Genomic DNA, 18570 nt, shown 5'->3' with positions numbered 1-18570 from the left:
AAGATTAATTGGAACATTAGCTTGTACCGGCATTGTAAAAGAGTACCAATTGTTTCAATCCCTAATAGGGTTTAAGATTAATTGGAACATGGTTTGTCAAGGGTTAACTTGGTTAAATTTTGGTTGTTTCAATCCCTAATAGGGTTTAAGATTAATTGGAACGTCTGTCAAGGGTTAACCTGTTTAAGTTTATGTTGTTTCAATCCCTAATAGGGTTTAAGATTAATTGGAACTCTAATCAGATTAGCACACAGTTTAGGGATTGTCGCTGTTTCAATCCCTAATAGGGTTTAAGATTAATTGGAACCAATAGATTCCAGCCTAATGCTTATCGATGGCCAGTTTCAATCCCTAATAGGGTTTAAGATTAATTGGAACAAGCACTAACAAGCCATAGCCATCACCCTCCTTTGTTTCAATCCCTAATAGGGTTTAAGATTAATTGGAACGGATGGTAATTCAAGTTATCAAGAAATACCTATGTTTCAATCCCTAATAGGGTTTAAGATTAATTGGAACCTGAATCGTGAGCGGCGATCGAGTCGGCCGCCCCAGTAAATGTTTCAATCCCTAATAGGGTTTAAGATTAATTGGAACGATCAACAGCTTGCCGCATCGGGCTACTAATCGGACAAAAAGTTTCAATCCCTAATAGGGTTTAAGATTAATTGGAACAAGAAATTGCGCCTTCTAACGCTTCGTCCGTTAGGTTTCAATCCCTAATAGGGTTTAAGATTAATTGGAACTAGGAACGATCGCCGGCTCAATCCTCGACTCGCGCAGGTTTCAATCCCTAATAGGGTTTAAGATTAATTGGAACCATTTTTTCAAGCCTACTAGATTGGGTATCGCTAGTTTCAATCCCTAATAGGGTTTAAGATTAATTGGAACAAATATCTGTCCCCTACTGGCCGCCGTGGCCGCAGGTGTTTCAATCCCTAATAGGGTTTAAGATTAATTGGAACAAGATCACCCTCGGATGGGTACAAAGCAGACATCTTAGTTTCAATCCCTAATAGGGTTTAAGATTAATTGGAACATTATTCCAATCGTTCTTTTTAATCCCCTCTAGTAGTTTCAATCCCTAATAGGGTTTAAGATTAATTGGAACCATGTGCGATCAAAAACAGTTCCAGCTTCATATTTAGTTTCAATCCCTAATAGGGTTTAAGATTAATTGGAACGGTATGGCTGGCCGACGAACTAACCGGGCTATTTGTTTCAATCCCTAATAGGGTTTAAGATTAATTGGAACAACACTCGACAAACAACGGGAAAACGTGGAATTGGGTTTCAATCCCTAATAGGGTTTAAGATTAATTGGAACCCCCGAAGAATACTCGGCTGATGGCGTACACCTTGTTTCAATCCCTAATAGGGTTTAAGATTAATTGGAACAGAGTACAGCCGATTTTCTGATTACCACTGAAATGTTTCAATCCCTAATAGGGTTTAAGATTAATTGGAACTAGGGCTTTGCTCATAGTCAGCGCGTCCCGGTGTGTTTCAATCCCTAATAGGGTTTAAGATTAATTGGAACCGGATTTAAAGACCCGATTGGCATAGACCCTAGTCTTGTTTCAATCCCTAATAGGGTTTAAGATTAATTGGAACAATACGAGGGACGCATTCGCTTTTATTGTCGGATTTGTTTCAATCCCTAATAGGGTTTAAGATTAATTGGAACGTGAATAAAGATGGGGCTATCATGTCCACGATGGTTTCAATCCCTAATAGGGTTTAAGATTAATTGGAACATTGTCAACATCATAGATAGAAACATCTATATAGTGTTTCAATCCCTAATAGGGTTTAAGATTAATTGGAACTAGCGAGTAGCGCAGGTATCACTCGAAACTCAAAGTTTCAATCCCTAATAGGGTTTAAGATTAATTGGAACGCGAATATCATTTCGGCATTTACAGCACGAGAAGTTTCAATCCCTAATAGGGTTTAAGATTAATTGGAACCCCGTTAGAATCAGGCAGGGAAATAGCTTTGGTTTGTTTCAATCCCTAATAGGGTTTAAGATTAATTGGAACAGGGAATATCCCATATCATTTCGTGATTCTATCGTGTTTCAATCCCTAATAGGGTTTAAGATTAATTGGAACCGCCCAGTGGTAAAAGCCGTACGCTATGGGATTTTCAAGGTTCCGTTGCGCCGCACCCGCAATAAACCCATTGTACAGCAAGTGACCCAGTTCTTCAAGACCCCGCAAAACCTTACGGGATAAGGTGCGCCCCGCATTGGAAAGGAAAATCATCTCGAATCTATATTCCATAAGCTTTTCAGCCACCAGATAATAGTTAAGAATTTTTACAGCTACCCGGAAGCGCAACCGAGCTAAACAAAAAAAATTGTATTATCCCGGGGTAACTCACCACCGATGCGTTCCACTTTGCCCCGACAACAGGCGCAGAGAAAATAAAAGCGGATGCTATCGGTATCGGGTTTGATCAACTTACTCAAGCGCCCGCGCAGCTTAGCGTACTGGGTATCGGTTAGATCGCACTCAAAAACACTATACTGCACCCGTTGGCCGTAGGACTTTAACGTATTGTGAATTTTGGTTCGTCGCTTATCATCGGAAATGTCGTAACTGACAACAAAATACATGACCGCCTCTATCTACTTTAAAATCAAGGGTGGATACTTATCCGTCTCATCCATCAGATATTTCGCCATTAGTCGGGCCTGAATCTCGAAAGCTTCTTGATAAGTACACTGTTTACCCATTACTGGATGCTTAAACTTCGATTGTTTCTTCTGTTCGTACAAGCGCAGGAAAATCTGTAACCCTTCCCTCGTCAAGGAAACCGCACCACTTAAGGGTTCAGTGGTGAAATGTTCGGGGGTAAGATAAGGATGATTGATCCCGTTGAGAACCACGGCATCAACGACGATCGCTCTAAATTCCTCCATCAGATCTAGTGCCAGCGAGGGGCGACCGTAGCGTTGATAGTGAAGATAACCGAGATAGGGGTCAAAACCGACCAAATTGATCGCACTCTGCACGTCATGGCGCAATAACGCATAACCCAGACTCAAAAGAGAATTGACCGGATCTCGCGGGGGGCGACGGTTACGAGAGGGGAAGGTAAAAGTATCACCGAGAATTAGGGAATCAAAACAACTGAAATAGGCTGCGCTTCCCGCTCCCTCTAACCCCCGGAGAGAATCGATCGCCGAGGTTGTTGCGATCGAGCCGATCGCTGCTTCCAAACAAGCGATCGCAGTTTGTAAATCCAACTCTTTTCGATCGCGTTGACGACGGAGCAGAATGTTGCGGTAATTCTTCAGCTTGCCGCGGACGAATCCCCGCACTAATTGAATGGCTTTCGGAGAATCGCCGGCGGCCTGCCATTGCGCTCGACGAACGAAAATATTTTTGGTCATCTCCGGCTCCAATCTACCGAGATATTTTCCCGTGGCAGTGACAAAACTCAGGGGAATATGACGTTCCAACAATTCGATCACCAATGCGGGAGAAACTGAACCCCGTCCGAAAATCACCACTCCTTCCACGTTCAATAGAGGTACATCGAGTATCGTTTCCTTGGATGCTTTGACCGTTAAACGCTCGTCATTTTTGCCGAGAAATGCGTCTTCTCTTGTCACATATACCGTTCCCATATTTTTTAGTCTTCCTCTCGATATCGTTGGACTTTTTCGGTTAATCGGGGCAAGCAGCGATCGAACAAACTGCATCCCTTGCAGCGGGGTGAATAGACCGCCGGGGGCATTTTTCCCGTCTGGATCAGGGTTTCAACTGCTCCGATCGTAGCGATCGCCCGTTGCCGTAGAGCAAGATCGATCGCCACCAGTTGACGCTGGTGGGAACTGGCATAGTAGATATAGCCAGTATCTAGCCTTTTTCCAGTCATTTCTTCCAAACAGATGGCTTGAGCGCACACCTGCAACTCGTCGTTATCCCATTCGCCCTTACTGCCCCGTTTGTATTCCACGGGGATAAATTCGCCGTCGTGGGACTCGATCAGATCGGCTTTACCGATGAGACGGTAATTATCTGATTTAAGCCAGATCGCCCGAATTTGCCATATTTCCTCCCGGTTTCCCGCCCCGACGGTGTGAACTCGCTCGTGTAAATTTGTTCCCTCGATCGTATAGCTATTATCGAGAAATTCCCCAGCGACGAACATTCTCCAACAACGGTGGGGACAGTAGGCGTAATGGTTGAGAGCGGCGATCGGTATGTAGTCAGATTCATCCATAACTATCTTTTATCTTTAGAAATTCTGCGAGTCATCCCCATCCCCATGGTGGTTTTCCGTCCCACTCCCGCGTAGAGGGCAAAATCCGCCAGTACATTAATCGCTTTAATCTTTGCGGGTTCCACCTCTCCCAAAAGACGATAGTGAATCTCGCCTACACAACCGAACGACTGGTTTTTATAGGCTTCGTCGGCTAATTTCGTTTGAATATCGAAGAAACTAGGGAAAATCGACTCTAGGGCAATAGAATCGAAGGGGATCCCGCTATAGCGATTCCAACGATTGAGAAGGCTATTAAACACCAGTTCCCGCGTCGGTAAGGCACTATCGAATTTTCCCTGCCGGAAGGTGACGGGGGTAGCGAAAAGGAAATCAAATTCCCGATTCGTTTCCGAGGCGTTTTCATACAGGTCTTGATAAGTACAAGAGTTCGCCCAGGGTTGAACCGATTGCGGGGTAGCGAGGACGCTGGTAATGACGAGATCGGCGGAACCGAGATGCCAAGGGTGTTGCGGATTGAGATTCAACCAGAGTGAGGTTAATTTACCGAATAATCGGTCATCGAGCAGAGAAATCCGCCACCAGCAGGGAGTTTCTGGGGCGATCTCCCGTTCGTGTCGCCAGCGCAGGGAATTTATCGTTATTTTCCCCCCGGATTGAATCTGTAGTGGGGAGAGGGTAAAAGCTTTATCTCCCTCGGCTGCGTGCAGGGTGTCCCCTAATTCCTGATCAACACTACTGACAAGGGTAAGAAATAGCGCATGAAGGTGTCGTCCGGTGAGAAAATTCGGATAGATCGGCGATCGAGGTGTGAGATTGAGAACGAGACTGTAGGGCATTAACTTAATCGGGCCTTGGCAAAAATTTGTCTGGGAGTTAGGGTTAAATCGGGGAGGAGAATATCGCTAATTTCGTCATCGCCTTTTTTAATCGCTGGGGGTGCGTCGGGATAGAAAATCGTGATCTGCTTGGCCCGGGGATCGACGATCCAGACGCGACTGACTCCCGCTTTTAGGTAGGCCACGGCTTTTTCGCTCAGGCTGCTGAAGGATTGTTCAGGGGAAATAATTTCGATGACTAATTCCGGAGGAACGGGACAAGCTTCATCGGTGAGGGGAATGTCTCCTAACCTTTCGGGGGAAATGTAGAGAAGAATCGGGAACGGGACACCAATCTCGATCGTTTTTGCTTAGGACGATCGCCCATTCGATTCCCACTTCTCCCCGTCCTTGATTCCAGCGATCGAGTATAGAAGATAAAGCCAGAGTTAAACGAGAATGAAAGAATTTCGGTGACATTTTCGGGATCGCTTCTCCATCGACTAATTCATAGGTAATATCGCCATCGGGAGCGGTTAGCGAGAGAAATTCTGGTAAAGTGAGGGATTTAGAAGAGATAAGAGTCATAGTCAATTTTCAACCGAAGTGATAGGACAATCGAGCGGGAATTTTCAGATCGGTGCGATCGCTTATTTGGTAATATTCCCCGCGCATTCGCACATTACGGATTAAACTAACCGGTGGCATATTGATCACATCGTAGCCAATCACCTGATGGGTAAGAAATAGCGCATGAAGGTGTCGTCCGGTGAGAAAATTCGGATAGATAGGCGATCGGGGTGTGAGATTGAGAACGAGACTGTAGGGCATTAACTTAATCGGGCCTTGGCAAAAATTTGTCTGGGAGTTAGGGTTAAATCGGGGAGGAGAATATCGCTAATCTCGTCATCACCTTTTTTAATCGCTGGGGGTGCGTCGGGATAGAAAATCGTGATCTGCTTGGCCCGGGGATCGACGATCCAGACGCGACTAACTCCCGCTTTTAGGTAGGCCACGGCTTTTTCGCTCAGGCTGCTGAAGGATTGTTCAGGGGAAATAATTTCGATGACTAATTCCGGGGGAACGGGACAAGCTTCATCGGTGAGGGGAATGTCTCCTAACCTTTCCGGGGAAATGTAGAGGAGATCGGGAACAGGACACCAATCTCGATCGTTTTTGCTTAGAATGATCGCCCATTCGATTCCCACTTCTCCCCGTCCTTGATTCCAGCGATCGAGTACCAGAAATAAAGCACCAGTTAAACGAGAATGAAAGAATTTTGGTGACATTTTCGGGATCGCTTCTCCATCGACTAATTCATAGGTAATATCGCCATCGGGTAACGATAGAAATTCTGGTAAAGTGAGGGATTTAGAAGAGATAAGAGTCATAGTCAATTTTTAACCGAAGTGATAGGACAATCGAGCGGGAATTTTCAGATCGGTGCGATCGCTTATTTGGTAATACTCCCCGCGCATTCGTACATTACGGATTAAACTAACGGGTGGCATATTGATCACGTCGTAGCCAATCACCTGATGGGTAAACATAACATCGAGAGGATTTAAAGGATAGGGATAGATAAATAAATCCTCTTTTTGTTTTGATAGGGAAAGTTCTGTTAGTTTTACTTCCGCTTTACTCATCCATTTTCCCAAACGAATCCATTTAGGAAGCTGTAGGGGGTGACAGGAAATGATAAAACATTCAAAAACACTTTCGGGAGCGATTTCTTTTGCTCTGCCAAAAATGGGAATATTTTTCTGGGTTTTTTCCATCTCCACATGATAGTTATTATTGGCATATTTCCAAGTATTGAGAACCGCCGTATGAGCGATCGCCCGTGCGGGAGTGACATAAATTTTCTCTTCGTTAAGAGGATTTAAATGTTCTTGGTACTGTGGAATCTGTTCGGAACAGAAGTAACGATAACTATCGCTATTTACCAATCCCAAAGCATAACAGAGCGCGTAATTATGAATTACGGGTTCGGTTTCGTAGAGTCTGCCGATTTCACGGGTTGCGTAATAAAGACTATCGTGCAGTTCTAATTGACAGGAATAGATGTGAACCATAATGATAGGGTGGGCGACACCCACCCGACGAAATTAGCTATTTTTTCTCGGCTTTCTTTTTCTCAATATATTCTTTAAAGTATTTTTTTGAATCGTCATTCGCTTGATCTAGGATCGATCGAATTCCTGCTTCCGTACCCGTGAGAGTTTTCACCTCGGTTAATAAAGGTTGAAAATTTTCCCCGATAAAATCGGTATGAACGATAAATTCTTCCGCCATTAATGCTTGTATTGCTTCGGTGGCTTTTTCCATAACTAAATCCTCGTCTAAGGGATCGATCGAGTGTAATACTTCATCGGGAAGGCGATCATATATTGCCTGTGTCCAGCGCAAATTACTAACAATTTCCCCATCGGCAAAAATAACACCAATAAGCTCATTTCTTACCCGTCCCGTCCGGGTAGTTTGCGCGCCGTAGTGACGGGTACGCAGGATGTTATTAAAAACGTAGAGAAAACCCGCTTCTGTCGGATCTTTTAGGGTGACAATACTAGGGAAAAACACCTGCGGACGGATGTGATCCTGCTGGTTAATTCGGCTAGTCACTTCACCTACTTTTGTGTTATTTTCTCCCTTAGATGCCATGGTACCATTCTCGTAGGGAGCGTTTAAAGTAAAACTTTCATGGGATTCATCAAAGGGTGTGATCGAAAAAGCCGTATCTACTACTACTTTCGATTTTTCTGAACCCGAATCACCAATAGCGAACCCATAGATAATACAGTCGGGGTTATTCATGGCAAATTTTACATTGTACTCACATTCTTTGGCGGTAATTAATCCGTAGTTTCTGAGTAATTCTCGACCAACTAGACGTTCTGGAGTTGACTGTTTACGCTTAAACATCGATAAACGACTGATAGTTTTATTCTTGTCAATTCCCGCACGAACACGAGCTTTATTTAGCTCTCCATCTGTTTGAAATAAAGGATAAGATTCCGTGACTCGAATCGTCAAAAAGTGAACATATTTTCCCATCGGTTTGTAGGGAATCTCGCCATGAAAGAATTTAGAATCGAGGGTTTTCAGTAAAGACATGGTAGGTACTCCTTGAATTAATTATTGTTTTCAGAATCTTCTTCCACAGGTTGACCCTGGGCTTTTAACTCTTGATTTTCTTTGTCCTGTTCGAGACGGTAAAGAAATTCGCAGGTATCGCAAATGAGGTTTAATTGTCTGCCGGCTAGACGCGCTCGATCGCCCTTAAAAGAACCCTCGAACACATCGATCACAAAATAACGAGCAAAAGACAATATTTTCTGTCTTTCCTGTTCTCGATCGGATAGAATCCAGCGACCTTCTGCTGTAGAAGCATGAACACGATTCATTAAGCTGGCCACTTCCGCCGCTACTACAGAAACTAGGGCTTCTCCCTGATACATTCCTCCTTTGAGAATCGTATCTGCAGCCACATCGATCGGTTTTAAAACTGCGTTTGCTTTCGGATTATATCGTTTATTAGCTCGATAGAATTGACGATACAATTCGGTTAAGTTTTTCGGGTGATTTAAGGGCGATTCTGCTGTCATATCGATAGTTAAATTGGTTCGGTTAGCTTGTACATAGGGATCGAAACAAGGATAAAAATCGTAGAGATACAGAGCGATCCGATTAGCGCTCGGTATATCAGCATCTTTGCCCCGTTTCCACTGTTTAAGGTAATGAAAAACATAGAGAGGACTGGTTTCTAAATTGATAGCTAGTTCCGTTAATTTGCCCCAATTGGGGTCATAACCCGTCTTACCCTGCTTCGAGTTTACGTCCAAATGAATATAATAGGCTGCGGTTAGGGTATTTAGAGGGGCGGAATATTTTTTTCCTTCTTCCTCCCAACTTTCTAAGATGTAGTCCAAGCGAAATAAATCTCGTTGAACTAAAGCTCGAAGTGCAGGTGGCGCACCATCGAGAAAAACAGTTTCCTGAAATTCTGCACCATCATTAAAGGGAGGAATAGGAGACTCAGAAACCACCGTTTTAACATCCAAGATCATCGGGAAAGCTAATCCTAACCATGCTGGCATAATCCATGATTCCGTGTCGGTTATTTTTTTATCTTTCCCTTTAACTTCAGGAGGAAGAGCCATAAAGTAGAAGGTGAGAGGTTGCTTTTCGGGATAGGAGAGTTTGAGAGATCGATCCTTTATTGAAGTATTATCGAGATGAAAAATATCAAGACTCCGATATTGGTCTAATTCGAGATTCGCTTTTAAGTCTTTACTAATGAAATGATTACGAACATCTGTATCGAAGCGAGATTGTTTGATTTCCTCATATACCCGATGCAAAAATGCGTTGGTTTCTGGAGTGCAGTAGTAGGTAGGATAAAAATAAATATAACGATATTTAGCATCCTCAAAATTTTTTCCTACCGCTTCTGTCTCGCTCATTAAAATTTGCCGTAACATGAATTCGATTCCTGCGATGCTGGAAATGTTACGTTTAGCGTTAGAACCTCCTAGATTTTGTTTATTAGTGTAAACTTGGGGAGTGAACAAGACTGCCGATTCCATCTGCTCGGTTACGCTATATGCGGAATGGGATATAGAGCAAAGTGCTGTTTTTCCCCTTCCCGATTTTTTAGCATTTTTATAGCGTTGAAATTCTTCAAAAAATTTATCGGGTGATCTGGTATCTGTCTGTTGATTTGGTAACATGACTACTTGTTTAACCCACGCGCGTAAATCATCCCATCCATCGAAAACTTGATAATCGTTTAAAATGGGTTCGATCGAATTGCGAAGATGGATTAATAATTTTTGACATCTCGGTTTAATTTCTTCATTTCCGATTCCTACATTATGCTCTAAATACTTGGCGGCCAAATAATACCATTCTAAAGGTAGTCCACCTGTATTGCCTTTTAATTTACGTTCCTTAAGACTATCGTTTATTCTTTGAATCTCCCGAATGGCGGGAATATAGCTTAGTAAATCCCAATGTTTGGCGACTTCAAGCATAAAATCGAAGTCAGGTGGTTTAGGAATGTTTTTATCCCGCTTACAAGTTTCTAGAATTTGAGAGACTTTCTCATCCCATATTTTACGGCTGATTAAATCACAAAACTCGGCGATCTGATCGATCCGAATATCTTCTTTAAACTCGAAATTATATTGATCGGATAAAATTCCTAACTTTTGAAATTTAACCAAAGTACCGCTTCGATCGCCAGAAACAGGCTTTTTCCCATCTTTCAGAATTTTTAGCGTTGCATCTAAACCAACGTCCATCAATTCGAGGGTGTTAAAGAATAAATGATAATATTCTGCGTATTTCATTCCTTTACCATCTCGATTAAATCCTGTCTGTCTAGTTCGCAATTCTCCGATACAGAGAGAATTGATTTTATCAACCACTCTTTCGGGAATATTATCTACCGATATTTCTGGTGCATTACGGGAGGTTAGATAAACTACTCCAGTCGGTAAATATAGTAACGGTTGATAATACTGCTTTTCGGGGGTGTTGAGACTGACATATTCATCGATAAGAGCGTTATTGATAACATTAGTTAAGACTCCTCGATTTTCCGAGATAGCATGATAGGTTAACTTCAAATTTCTATTACTCAATCGACCTAGAATGTCGTCTAAGCTAGAACTTAAAGCGTCTTGAGGATGCTTGACTATGGAGGATATCCGATCGGCTAAACAAGCTAATCCAGTTAAAGAAAATAATTTATCACCTCTCGGTTTTAATTTAGGAAAGAGTCCATCATGAATGGAGAAATTCCAGTTAGTTCCCCAACGAACTTGCGTGTTGTAAGCTATCACCAGTAAATCATCTATGTATTCTCGATATACTTCTGGATTTTCTGGATCAATAAAAACATCTAATTGTAGATAACGAACCATCACATCAAGAATTTCTCGATGTTCTTGAATAGATAATCCTCGAATTTCTGACAAATTTTTGTACTTTTCAGGCATCTGTGGAAAGCGATCATACTTAAATTTCTCGAAATCATGTAAAATAAATCCCGCCATACCCAATCTTCTATCAAATTCTTTGATATATCGTTTAATAGTTGTGTCTAATTTTTCTATTTGTTGTTCGATTAAGTTGGCTGCGAATAATCCATTCAGGATGTGAGTGCTTAATGATTGGTCGTGCAAAGCTCGATCGCTTTTTAAATTTCCCTCCGCTATTTTATTCTCGATCCATTTACCTCCTTTTGCAGTCACACCAGCAGCAACTTTCAAGAAATTAGGCAATACATACTCGGCGAAATCTATCATGACAGGATCTTCGGGATTCTGCTTAATAATTGCTTCTTTAAAGAGTTTAGTCGTTAAAAATTCTTTTTGAATCTCTTCTTCATCTCGGTTAGAATCTGGTGGCTCTTCTTCCTCTTCCTCATAATTATTTATATCCTCGTTTTCGTCTTGAAAGGATTCAATATTATCTCGATAGTCAAAAATATTTAATTGTTGAATCTCTTGACTTGTTTCTTTTTTCTTTCTAGCCATTATCCTGCTCCTGTACATCTAAGTAAGTGATGATTTGTAGATATAAATAGGGAATTGTTTTTAAGTTTTAGGGATAGATTTAAAAACAATTTCATGATCAATTTACTCATTTTCTTGATAATCGATTAACTTGATAGACTCGAAACATTTCAGGCGATCAAGATATTTAATCATCAAGCTAATTCTTGATTCTATAATTTTTCTTTCCATCATTGCAAACTCCATTTTTTTAACCAAAGATGAATACTTTCTTTCTGGGTTTTACGAAACTTGGCGGTATCAGCATATACCTTCCACGCTCGAACACGAAATTTAAGAAACTCGCCAACATGACTTTCGTAAATAAGTTTTCCATCTCGTGCGACTTGATAACCGATAAGGGGAGAACAGCGATCAAGTTCAACAAGATCGATTGCGTCCCTATTGATCTTTAATACTTCACTCAGGTAGTCAAGAACTTCTAGATATCGCTCGTATTTTTCTTGATCTTGTTTCCCCTCGGCTTTTTCGTCATATAGAACCGCAAAATCCCAATCACTACCGTCGTGATTTTTTCTGGTCGCTCTAGAACCGAATAAAACTAATAGTTTGACATAGGGAATTTTTTCGAGAAGTTGAGAGGACAGCTTTTGGGAGTTTTCTAAAATAGAGTTAGCCATGATTTTCTAACCGAGTATTAATCTTCCAAGTTTTCAGTAAGGACTTGATGTTCTAAATCGGCGGTACGATTCTTGAAATATCGATATTCAGCTAAAATTCCACCGAATGATTCCTCCAGTTCATCGAACTTCCTTTGAATATGCTCGATTTTCTCTTCTTGCGCTTGTTGAATTTGAAAGATTTTTCGATGTTGATGCTCCATTTCATTGAACGCGATCAATAGGTAGTACATAAACTTGCATGGCTCCACCGTAATTTTAGATGAGTTCGCTAAATGACTGTTTGAGGATTGCATAGGCGGCTCCTTCTATGGTTCATCCATCAATTATAGCTTCTCGCTTGCTAATTGAGTATATAAAGACCATTGTAAAACTACCTGCCCGATTCTGCTACCCTGAGCAAGGGAAAGTAAACCTCCTCGACTTCCGTTAAGTGAGTAATAATGCCTATTAGGTATTGAAACTTTATCTACTCGATTAGAGATATAGTTATATTTAACTTTCCTGTCATCGCCCATAAGGTGATGAGCAAACCCTAATAGGGATAACAGTTCTAGCATATCCATGAGTCTCCTCCTTTGTCCTTGAGACGGTAGGCTTGGGTATCGAGTAGCAGTGCCGATTGACCGAAAGCTATAGAGTAAGGTGCGGAGGTTTTTTCGCGGCCGAACTCGTCTATCGGATAAATCTGAAAGTGCATCGGTAGCTGGAGACGTTTTTTCACCTCCTCGACTGGGTGCGGAACCAGATAACTGACGAAATATCTGGTTTTCATCCGCTCGTTAATCTGCCGATAGGGACAGGGATAGACTTGAATACCCCGTAAAACCTGCACTTTCCAGCTATTCGCCAGTTCTCTCAGGTCTCCCCCGTAGCTAAATCGCCATGGTCGTCTTTCTGGACGATATCTCAGCAACTTCATAAACGCGAGGCAGTGGCGAAACCGTCCCTTGGCAATCGGTTGTTGAAGACGGGCCGCGGTTGACTCTAGAAGTCGGAGGTAGTCCGCTTGGGTCATCGGTTCAATGTCGAGATTGCTGAGGATGCCGGGTAAATCGTAGGTTTTGAAGTAATCACCGGGCCAGTCTTCGTATGCTTCATCGTACAACCCGCAGGAAAGCGAGCTAGAACCTCGAAAGCTACTCGCGTCCTCTTCAATCGGACTTTTCGATACTTGTCCCGATAGCTGTTGCCAGTCTTCTCTCCAAGTTTGCAGACATCCCCTCACCCGGCCCAGACTCGTCTGGAAAACCCTCTGACAATCCTCCTCAAACGCGACGCGACTCTTTTGGTATGTATCCCGAATCGTTTTATGATTGAGCTTGCGACTTATCTCCACGGACTGCACTCCCGCCCAACGGCGGAAATATCCCTGAAAGTTATTAATTTTGCGGTATTTATCCCGAATTTGCTCGTTTAAAAATGGGCGATCATAGGCGACATTTTTCTCTAAAGGAGGATGTTCGCCAAGAAATAATCGCTCGACCAAGAAGTTAGACGCGAGCGCATAGGCAGTAAAATTGAGGAAGGGTTGATCGTCGCTCTGTCCATCGTGTCTGCCGAGTCGTCCCAAGCGCTGGATAAAACTCCCCGAATCCCCAGACTCGAAAATTAAAAAGTTAATCCGGAAATCCACCCCCACATCGATCGTACTGGTTCCGAGAACTAAATCGGCTTGTAACGATTCGTTTTTTCGTGTTTGTCCCGTTAAACCGGTATTTTCTGCCACTGTCAACGGATGGAGCAAGTTCTTAAACTCTCGGATTAAGCGTTTGACAGAAGCGATCGAATTGAGAATGATCGCACCTTTACTCCCCGGATATTGCAGAAAATAGTCACGAATTAACTGCCAGTTTTCCAATAGCCACGTTTCCGACGCCCCGAAAGTAGAATCTATAGGAATAAAATTTAAAGTTATCTGTCGAGCGATCTGTCGCCATCCCTGCGACTCCAATTGCTGTTTTTCCGCTTCTGAATCGGGAAAGCGGTACTTTTCACGTTCGTAAGGGTTAATCTCTCGAATTTCCTCGGCAGCGAACACGGTTTTCAATCGTTCGAGTAGTTGTTTTTCTGGGGTGGCAGAAAGAAATAGATGTTTGCGTTCATTTTTAGTGTGACGCATCAATAGCATCGTATTAATAACACTCGCGATCTGTGGCGCACTAAAAACATGAAATTCATCGTGTATAAAAAGATTGAATGTAACGTCTAGACGACTCCAAAGTTTATCGGGGGCATCTTTAGGAGTAATATAAGCGTGACGATGGAGATAATGTAAAATATCAGGATTTGTGAGGATAATATCCGATTGGTCAATGCGGGTTAAAATGGCGTTGTCTTTCCGAATGTCTTCACTTTCCGCGTAAATTTCCAGTGTTGCACCACTCAATCGACTAACGCGAGGATCGTTATTAGGTCTGAATCGATCGATATAGCCTTGTATTTGACTTTCCTGATCTCTAGCGAGTTCATTGGTGGGATAGAGACCGATCGGACGGCAGAGAGAATCATCGGGTTTCACTCCCTGCATCGCGTCGAGATACGCAGCTAGACTTTTCCCGTCCCCTGTCATGGCCGAATTGATGATCACCGCGACATCGGGATCGTTTAGTGCTTTCCAGGTCTCCACCTGATGCCACGATAACCGCCATCCTTGGGGAACCTTGATCCCGTCTGGAATCTCGTCTGCGGGACAGGAATAGACCGGCCTGAGCGTTACTTGATAATTTACCATGAATTTCTGTCCGTAACTCCTTGCTATCTTCCATAGTAACCACGATAATAGGGATAGACAAGTACCTAAACAGAAAAAGTGTCCGTACACTTATAAACTATGAGCCGGATAGGACAATCGATCACTTTATCGGTCAGTGAAAAAGAAAAACAGTCCCTAGAAATCCTTGCCAGTGAATTCGGGCTATTTTGGGGAGATAAACCGAATATATCGAAGCTAATCAAAGAAATTGCCCGTAATAAGCTTAAAATTGCTCCTAATCACGACTGGAAGCCCGATCGCTTGCAGATGCTCCAACAGGCGATCGATTCTCTCATTGATGCTGGACAAATCCCCATCGCCCTGGAACTAACTAAACTACTATTAGAACGGAGCGAACTGTCAGGCCCCTTACGGAAAGAGCTAGAACGCTACCTCGATAATCCTCTCCCACCATGGCGACTGGAACTCGATCGCTTCATTCTCCGACAACAACCCTTTCAGTTATCCTATCAGGATGCTGGCGATCGAATCTGGGAATTTCATATTTATCATGGCGCTATCAATCGTCACGAGGAGCGGCTATATCTCGACTGCTGGTGCGAGGAAACCGAGGGAAATCAAGATATTTCCGAACTACACCACAATTGGAGTTTACGGATCGATCGAATCCCCAACGATTCCTTAATTACCCCGATTCCTAGGGTAAAGTGGCGCAGTCAGCTTGATAGCGTGTCGGCCGAGTTTCACCTATTCGATGGATTAGCTCGATCGTACCAGACCAAAACCGCTATCGATATCGCCAACGAATTGATCTCGATCGATCCCCCCGTCCGGCAGATTACCCGACAGGTAACGAGTAGCTTCTGGTTTTTCCGCGAGATTCTCCCCTACGGAGAAGATTGCCTGCTGGTCTCCCCAGAAAAAGTCCGCAAGCGTTTCTATGACAAGTTGCAGCGGCTTTATCGACGCTACGAGTCCTGAAAAGATTTTCGGCCTTAGCGATCGGCCTGAGCAATAAACTCTATTACCTCTTGTTTGAGGCTAAAATAGCCTATTTAAGCAAATCGGCTCTCTTACTCTTTGTGTGATAAGTTTAACTTATATAGTAGCGATCAATCTTTGTATCCTTTGTGTCCTTGTGGTTCTTTCCATTCGCTGGCCGAATGTATCTTAGAATAGATTTTACCCACCAAACCGAAGAGAGCCGCAAATCCCCAGCCAAGGCGTTAGCTTAGGGGTAGTTTTGGCCTAGCAGCAGCCAAATCAAGACATTTAACCACTGTAACAGTATTGTAAAGTTTAAATACAAATATAGTCATATATAGCCAGGCATGGTAATATATAGACAGGAAACTATCAGACTAGGCAAAAAAAACAAGAATAAGTTATCGAACGGCTTGGAGGTGGTGGAAACAAGGGAATTTAACAGGCTATCAATTGCCTTCCGGTACAATTATCACAACGGATAACAACCCTTCAAAACCCGACGCTGAGTTAAAAGACAACGGAGAATAATGTTAGTAGCAGAAAGACACATTATCAAGAAAGGACATCGATTTTGGGCTGAAATAGATAATTGATCTTGGCAGTCTAAAAATCTCTATAACTCAGCCAATTATTTAATCCGACAAAACTTCATTTATGGCCATGGCTATTTGACCTATAATCAGATGGCTTCTCTGAGGTCAGAGACAGAACAGTATCAAGCGTTACCCGCTAAAATTTCCCAACAAGTTTTAAGAGGATTAGACCGGAACTGGAAATCATTTTTTGCCGCTTCATCGGAGTTTAAAAGTCACCCCGATAAATTTCTAGGAAAACCCAAAATTCCTGGTTATAAGGAGCCAAAAAAAGAAGGAAGAAATCTCTTATTTTACACGATTCAAGCCATCAGCAAAGTAGGTCTTAAGCAAGGATTAGTCAAGCTATCAGGTACTTCAATTGCGTTGCCGACGAGAGGGTTAGAGCGCCTAGCAGAAGTCAGAATAGTTCCTAAATGTGATTGTTATGTAATCGAGGTAATTTATGAGAAAACTGAACAGTTCTTAGCTCCTAATGAAAAGATAGCTGCGATAGATTTAGGCATAGATAGGGTTGGCTGAATAAATCTAAAAACCTTGTTGGGTAAGACTTTTAGACTTTTTGTCAATCAAAAAGTACCGGATATGGGAGTGTTCGGGGGGAAAATTCAGATACTTTTTCCCTGAAAATTAGGTAATTGACACCCTCAAAATCGGTAAAACCCTACACCCCACACCCTACACCCCACACCCTACCCCCACGAAAAACTTTTTGCCGCAAACCCTAGATAATTTGATGGCTGTAACTTCAAATCAACCGGATTTTATCCCTTTGTTGATTAATGGCAGACCGTTAAAAAGCCTGAATCAATTTTATAACCAACGTCGAGCTAAGTTACAATCTCTGTTAAAAGGTAATCGTCAAAGTTCCCAGAGGATTCGCCGTTTAACTCGCGGTCGAAATCAGAAAATAGATGATTATCTTTATAAAGCTAGTCGTTATTTGGTTAAGCTCTTAGTTGACCAAGAGATAACAACTTTAGTAATTGGGAAAAATGACGGTTGGAAACAAGGAGTGAACTTAGGCAAAGTCAATAATCAAAAATTTGTGACCATCCCTCATGCTCGATTAATTGACATGATTATTTATAAATGTCAATTAGTAGGAATCAAAGTGATTATTCAAGAGGAATCCTATACCTCCGTTGCTAATTTTTTGAATTTAGACCCCCTACCAGTGTATGGACAAACAACTGAAAAGCCAGTGTTTTCAGGAAAAAGGATTAAACGAGGTTTATATCGCACAGATAGAGGATTTCTTTGCCAATCTGATGTGATGGGTTCCTACAACATTTTGCGAAAAGCATTCCCAAATGCGTTTAACCGCTATGGGATAGAGAGGTGCGTAGTTCACCCAAGGAGAATCAATCTCTCGAAGTAAAAGTGAAGGGAATTTCTGAAATGGAATTCAGTCTGTCTATATTTGACTATACTTTTACTAACTATTTCTTAGTCAACTTCCAGGAGGTAAAACCCCAAGCCGATGATGGGATTTGAACCCACGACCAATTGATTACGAATCAACTACTCTACCACTGAGCTACATCGGCACATTGCCAGTTTCCGATTATATCACGGACAATAGATACACAGCTAGAAAAATTTTTTTATGAGCAAATCCCCTCGACTTGATCCCCGAAAATACGCGCGCTTGAAAGAGGAAGCGGCCAATCCCTACCGAGGGCTGCGGCAGTTTATCTATCTCGGTTTGGGGGCTTCCGGTTTTATCGGTGCGGTGGTTTTTCTGGCCCAATTAGCGGCAGCCAGGGACGTAGCCACCGCTTTACCCAATTTTGCCCTACAAATCGGTGTGGTGGCCCTAATGATTTGGTTATTTCGTCGGGAGAAAAAAGCTCAGGGTTGAGGGAGTAGCGACCGCTGGCTAAAACAGTCTCTTGCCCCAGAGAATAAAAGTTAACATTAACTCCAATCTTTCCGTGTTATGATCGGGGCGAGAGTCAAGATTAGTGTTCAAGTTCGTTTTCAGTATTAACTCGGTAAGTCTTTTACTTTAGTATT

Annotated in this window: 17 protein-coding genes, 1 tRNA gene, 2 pseudogenes and 1 CRISPR repeat array (1 of these 21 running past the window's edge); of the genes and pseudogenes, 4 read left to right on the top strand and 16 right to left on the bottom strand. The window is 42.5% G+C overall.

Features of this window, described 5'->3' with window-relative positions; translation table 11 throughout:
* Window positions 1-2114: direct repeats of the CRISPR family, unit length 37 nt; unit sequence GTTTCAATCCCTAATAGGGTTTAAGATTAATTGGAAC (it extends 1551 nt beyond the left edge of the window).
* 233 nt (window positions 2115-2347) lie between these two features.
* The 15 genes and pseudogenes from cas2 to cas3 form a co-directional block, all read right to left on the bottom strand.
* Entirely contained in the window at window positions 2348-2620 is a 273-nt protein-coding gene (cas2, locus tag GQR42_RS17225; protein ID WP_002742874.1) for a CRISPR-associated endonuclease Cas2, read from the bottom strand.
* Window positions 2621-2632: 12 nt separating this feature from the next.
* Window positions 2633-3637, bottom strand: coding sequence for a type I-D CRISPR-associated endonuclease Cas1d (cas1d, locus tag GQR42_RS17220; RefSeq protein ID WP_158200884.1), 1005 nt, complete (start codon window positions 3635-3637; stop codon window positions 2633-2635).
* 5 nt (window positions 3638-3642) lie between these two features.
* Window positions 3643-4236 (bottom strand): CRISPR-associated protein Cas4, encoded by a 594-nt coding sequence (gene cas4 / locus GQR42_RS17215; protein WP_158200883.1) that lies wholly within the window; start codon window positions 4234-4236, stop codon window positions 3643-3645.
* Window positions 4237-4238: 2 nt separating this feature from the next.
* Complete coding sequence (gene cas6, locus GQR42_RS17210) at window positions 4239-5075, bottom strand: CRISPR-associated endoribonuclease Cas6 (RefSeq protein ID WP_158200882.1); 837 nt, start codon at window positions 5073-5075, stop codon at window positions 4239-4241.
* Window positions 5075-5642, bottom strand: a pseudogene (locus tag GQR42_RS17205) (Uma2 family endonuclease). Before GQR42_RS17205 ends, cas6 begins: the two are co-directional and overlap by 1 nt.
* A gap of 150 nt (window positions 5643-5792) precedes the next feature.
* Window positions 5793-5885, bottom strand: a pseudogene (locus GQR42_RS27855) (CRISPR-associated endoribonuclease Cas6); the annotation flags it as partial.
* On the bottom strand, window positions 5885-6445 hold the full coding sequence (locus GQR42_RS17195; RefSeq protein ID WP_158200880.1) for a Uma2 family endonuclease: 561 nt from the start codon (window positions 6443-6445) through the stop codon (window positions 5885-5887). The gene GQR42_RS17195 and the pseudogene GQR42_RS27855, both read right to left, overlap by 1 nt.
* A gap of 9 nt (window positions 6446-6454) precedes the next feature.
* Window positions 6455-7129 carry a type I-D CRISPR-associated protein Cas5/Csc1 gene (cas5d, locus tag GQR42_RS17190; RefSeq protein ID WP_158200879.1) on the bottom strand — a complete coding sequence of 225 codons (675 nt, stop codon included), beginning with the start codon at window positions 7127-7129 and terminating at the stop codon, window positions 6455-6457.
* A gap of 37 nt (window positions 7130-7166) precedes the next feature.
* Window positions 7167-8168, bottom strand: coding sequence for a type I-D CRISPR-associated protein Cas7/Csc2 (gene cas7d / locus GQR42_RS17185; RefSeq protein ID WP_158200878.1), 1002 nt, complete (start codon window positions 8166-8168; stop codon window positions 7167-7169).
* Between the two features lie 17 nt (window positions 8169-8185).
* Window positions 8186-11596: a type I-D CRISPR-associated protein Cas10d/Csc3 gene (gene cas10d / locus GQR42_RS17180; protein ID WP_158200877.1), complete on the bottom strand. Its 3411-nt coding sequence runs from the start codon at window positions 11594-11596 to the stop codon at window positions 8186-8188.
* Window positions 11597-11698: 102 nt separating this feature from the next.
* The gene (locus GQR42_RS29565; RefSeq protein WP_257792585.1) at window positions 11699-11821 is read right to left on the bottom strand and encodes a hypothetical protein; all 123 of its coding nucleotides are present in this window, start codon (window positions 11819-11821) and stop codon (window positions 11699-11701) included.
* Window positions 11806-12255 (bottom strand): type VII toxin-antitoxin system MntA family adenylyltransferase antitoxin, encoded by a 450-nt coding sequence (mntA, locus tag GQR42_RS17175; protein ID WP_158200876.1) that lies wholly within the window; start codon window positions 12253-12255, stop codon window positions 11806-11808. Before mntA ends, GQR42_RS29565 begins: the two co-directional genes overlap by 16 nt.
* Before the next feature lie 17 nt (window positions 12256-12272).
* Window positions 12273-12488 (bottom strand): hypothetical protein, encoded by a 216-nt coding sequence (locus GQR42_RS17170; RefSeq protein WP_158200875.1) that lies wholly within the window; start codon window positions 12486-12488, stop codon window positions 12273-12275.
* Between the two features lie 93 nt (window positions 12489-12581).
* A complete protein-coding gene (locus tag GQR42_RS17165) occupies window positions 12582-12821 on the bottom strand; it encodes a hypothetical protein (protein ID WP_158200874.1) in 240 nt (79 codons plus the stop codon).
* Window positions 12809-14989, bottom strand: a complete 2181-nt coding sequence (cas3, locus tag GQR42_RS17160; protein ID WP_158200873.1) for a type I-D CRISPR-associated helicase Cas3' — start codon at window positions 14987-14989, stop codon at window positions 12809-12811. The genes GQR42_RS17165 and cas3 overlap by 13 nt, the downstream gene beginning before the upstream one ends.
* Before the next feature lie 99 nt (window positions 14990-15088).
* Here cas3 and GQR42_RS17155 point away from each other — a divergent pair, with 99 nt between their 5' ends.
* From GQR42_RS17155 to GQR42_RS17145, 3 genes are all read left to right on the top strand, one after another.
* The gene (locus tag GQR42_RS17155; RefSeq protein ID WP_158200872.1) at window positions 15089-15952 is read left to right on the top strand and encodes a WYL domain-containing protein; all 864 of its coding nucleotides are present in this window, start codon (window positions 15089-15091) and stop codon (window positions 15950-15952) included.
* 674 nt (window positions 15953-16626) lie between these two features.
* On the top strand, window positions 16627-17073 hold the full coding sequence (locus GQR42_RS17150; RefSeq protein WP_233271056.1) for a hypothetical protein: 447 nt from the start codon (window positions 16627-16629) through the stop codon (window positions 17071-17073).
* A 214-nt stretch (window positions 17074-17287) separates the two neighbouring features.
* Window positions 17288-17932 (top strand): IS200/IS605 family accessory protein TnpB-related protein, encoded by a 645-nt coding sequence (locus GQR42_RS17145; RefSeq protein WP_158200871.1) that lies wholly within the window; start codon window positions 17288-17290, stop codon window positions 17930-17932.
* A 97-nt stretch (window positions 17933-18029) separates the two neighbouring features.
* Here the strand turns inward: GQR42_RS17145 and GQR42_RS17140 are convergent.
* Window positions 18030-18101: transfer RNA gene (locus GQR42_RS17140), tRNA-Thr, on the bottom strand.
* A gap of 59 nt (window positions 18102-18160) precedes the next feature.
* Between GQR42_RS17140 and GQR42_RS17135 the strand changes: the two genes are divergently transcribed.
* The gene (locus GQR42_RS17135) at window positions 18161-18415 is read left to right on the top strand and encodes a DUF3493 domain-containing protein (RefSeq protein WP_158200870.1); all 255 of its coding nucleotides are present in this window, start codon (window positions 18161-18163) and stop codon (window positions 18413-18415) included.
* Window positions 18416-18570: the final 155 nt, after the last annotated feature.

This window comes from Microcystis aeruginosa FD4 (assembly GCF_009792235.1).
GTDB lineage: Bacteria > Cyanobacteriota > Cyanobacteriia > Cyanobacteriales > Microcystaceae > Microcystis > Microcystis viridis.
The sequence above is the reverse complement of the archived record's forward strand: the minus strand, read 5'-3'. Positions and strand labels throughout refer to the sequence as shown.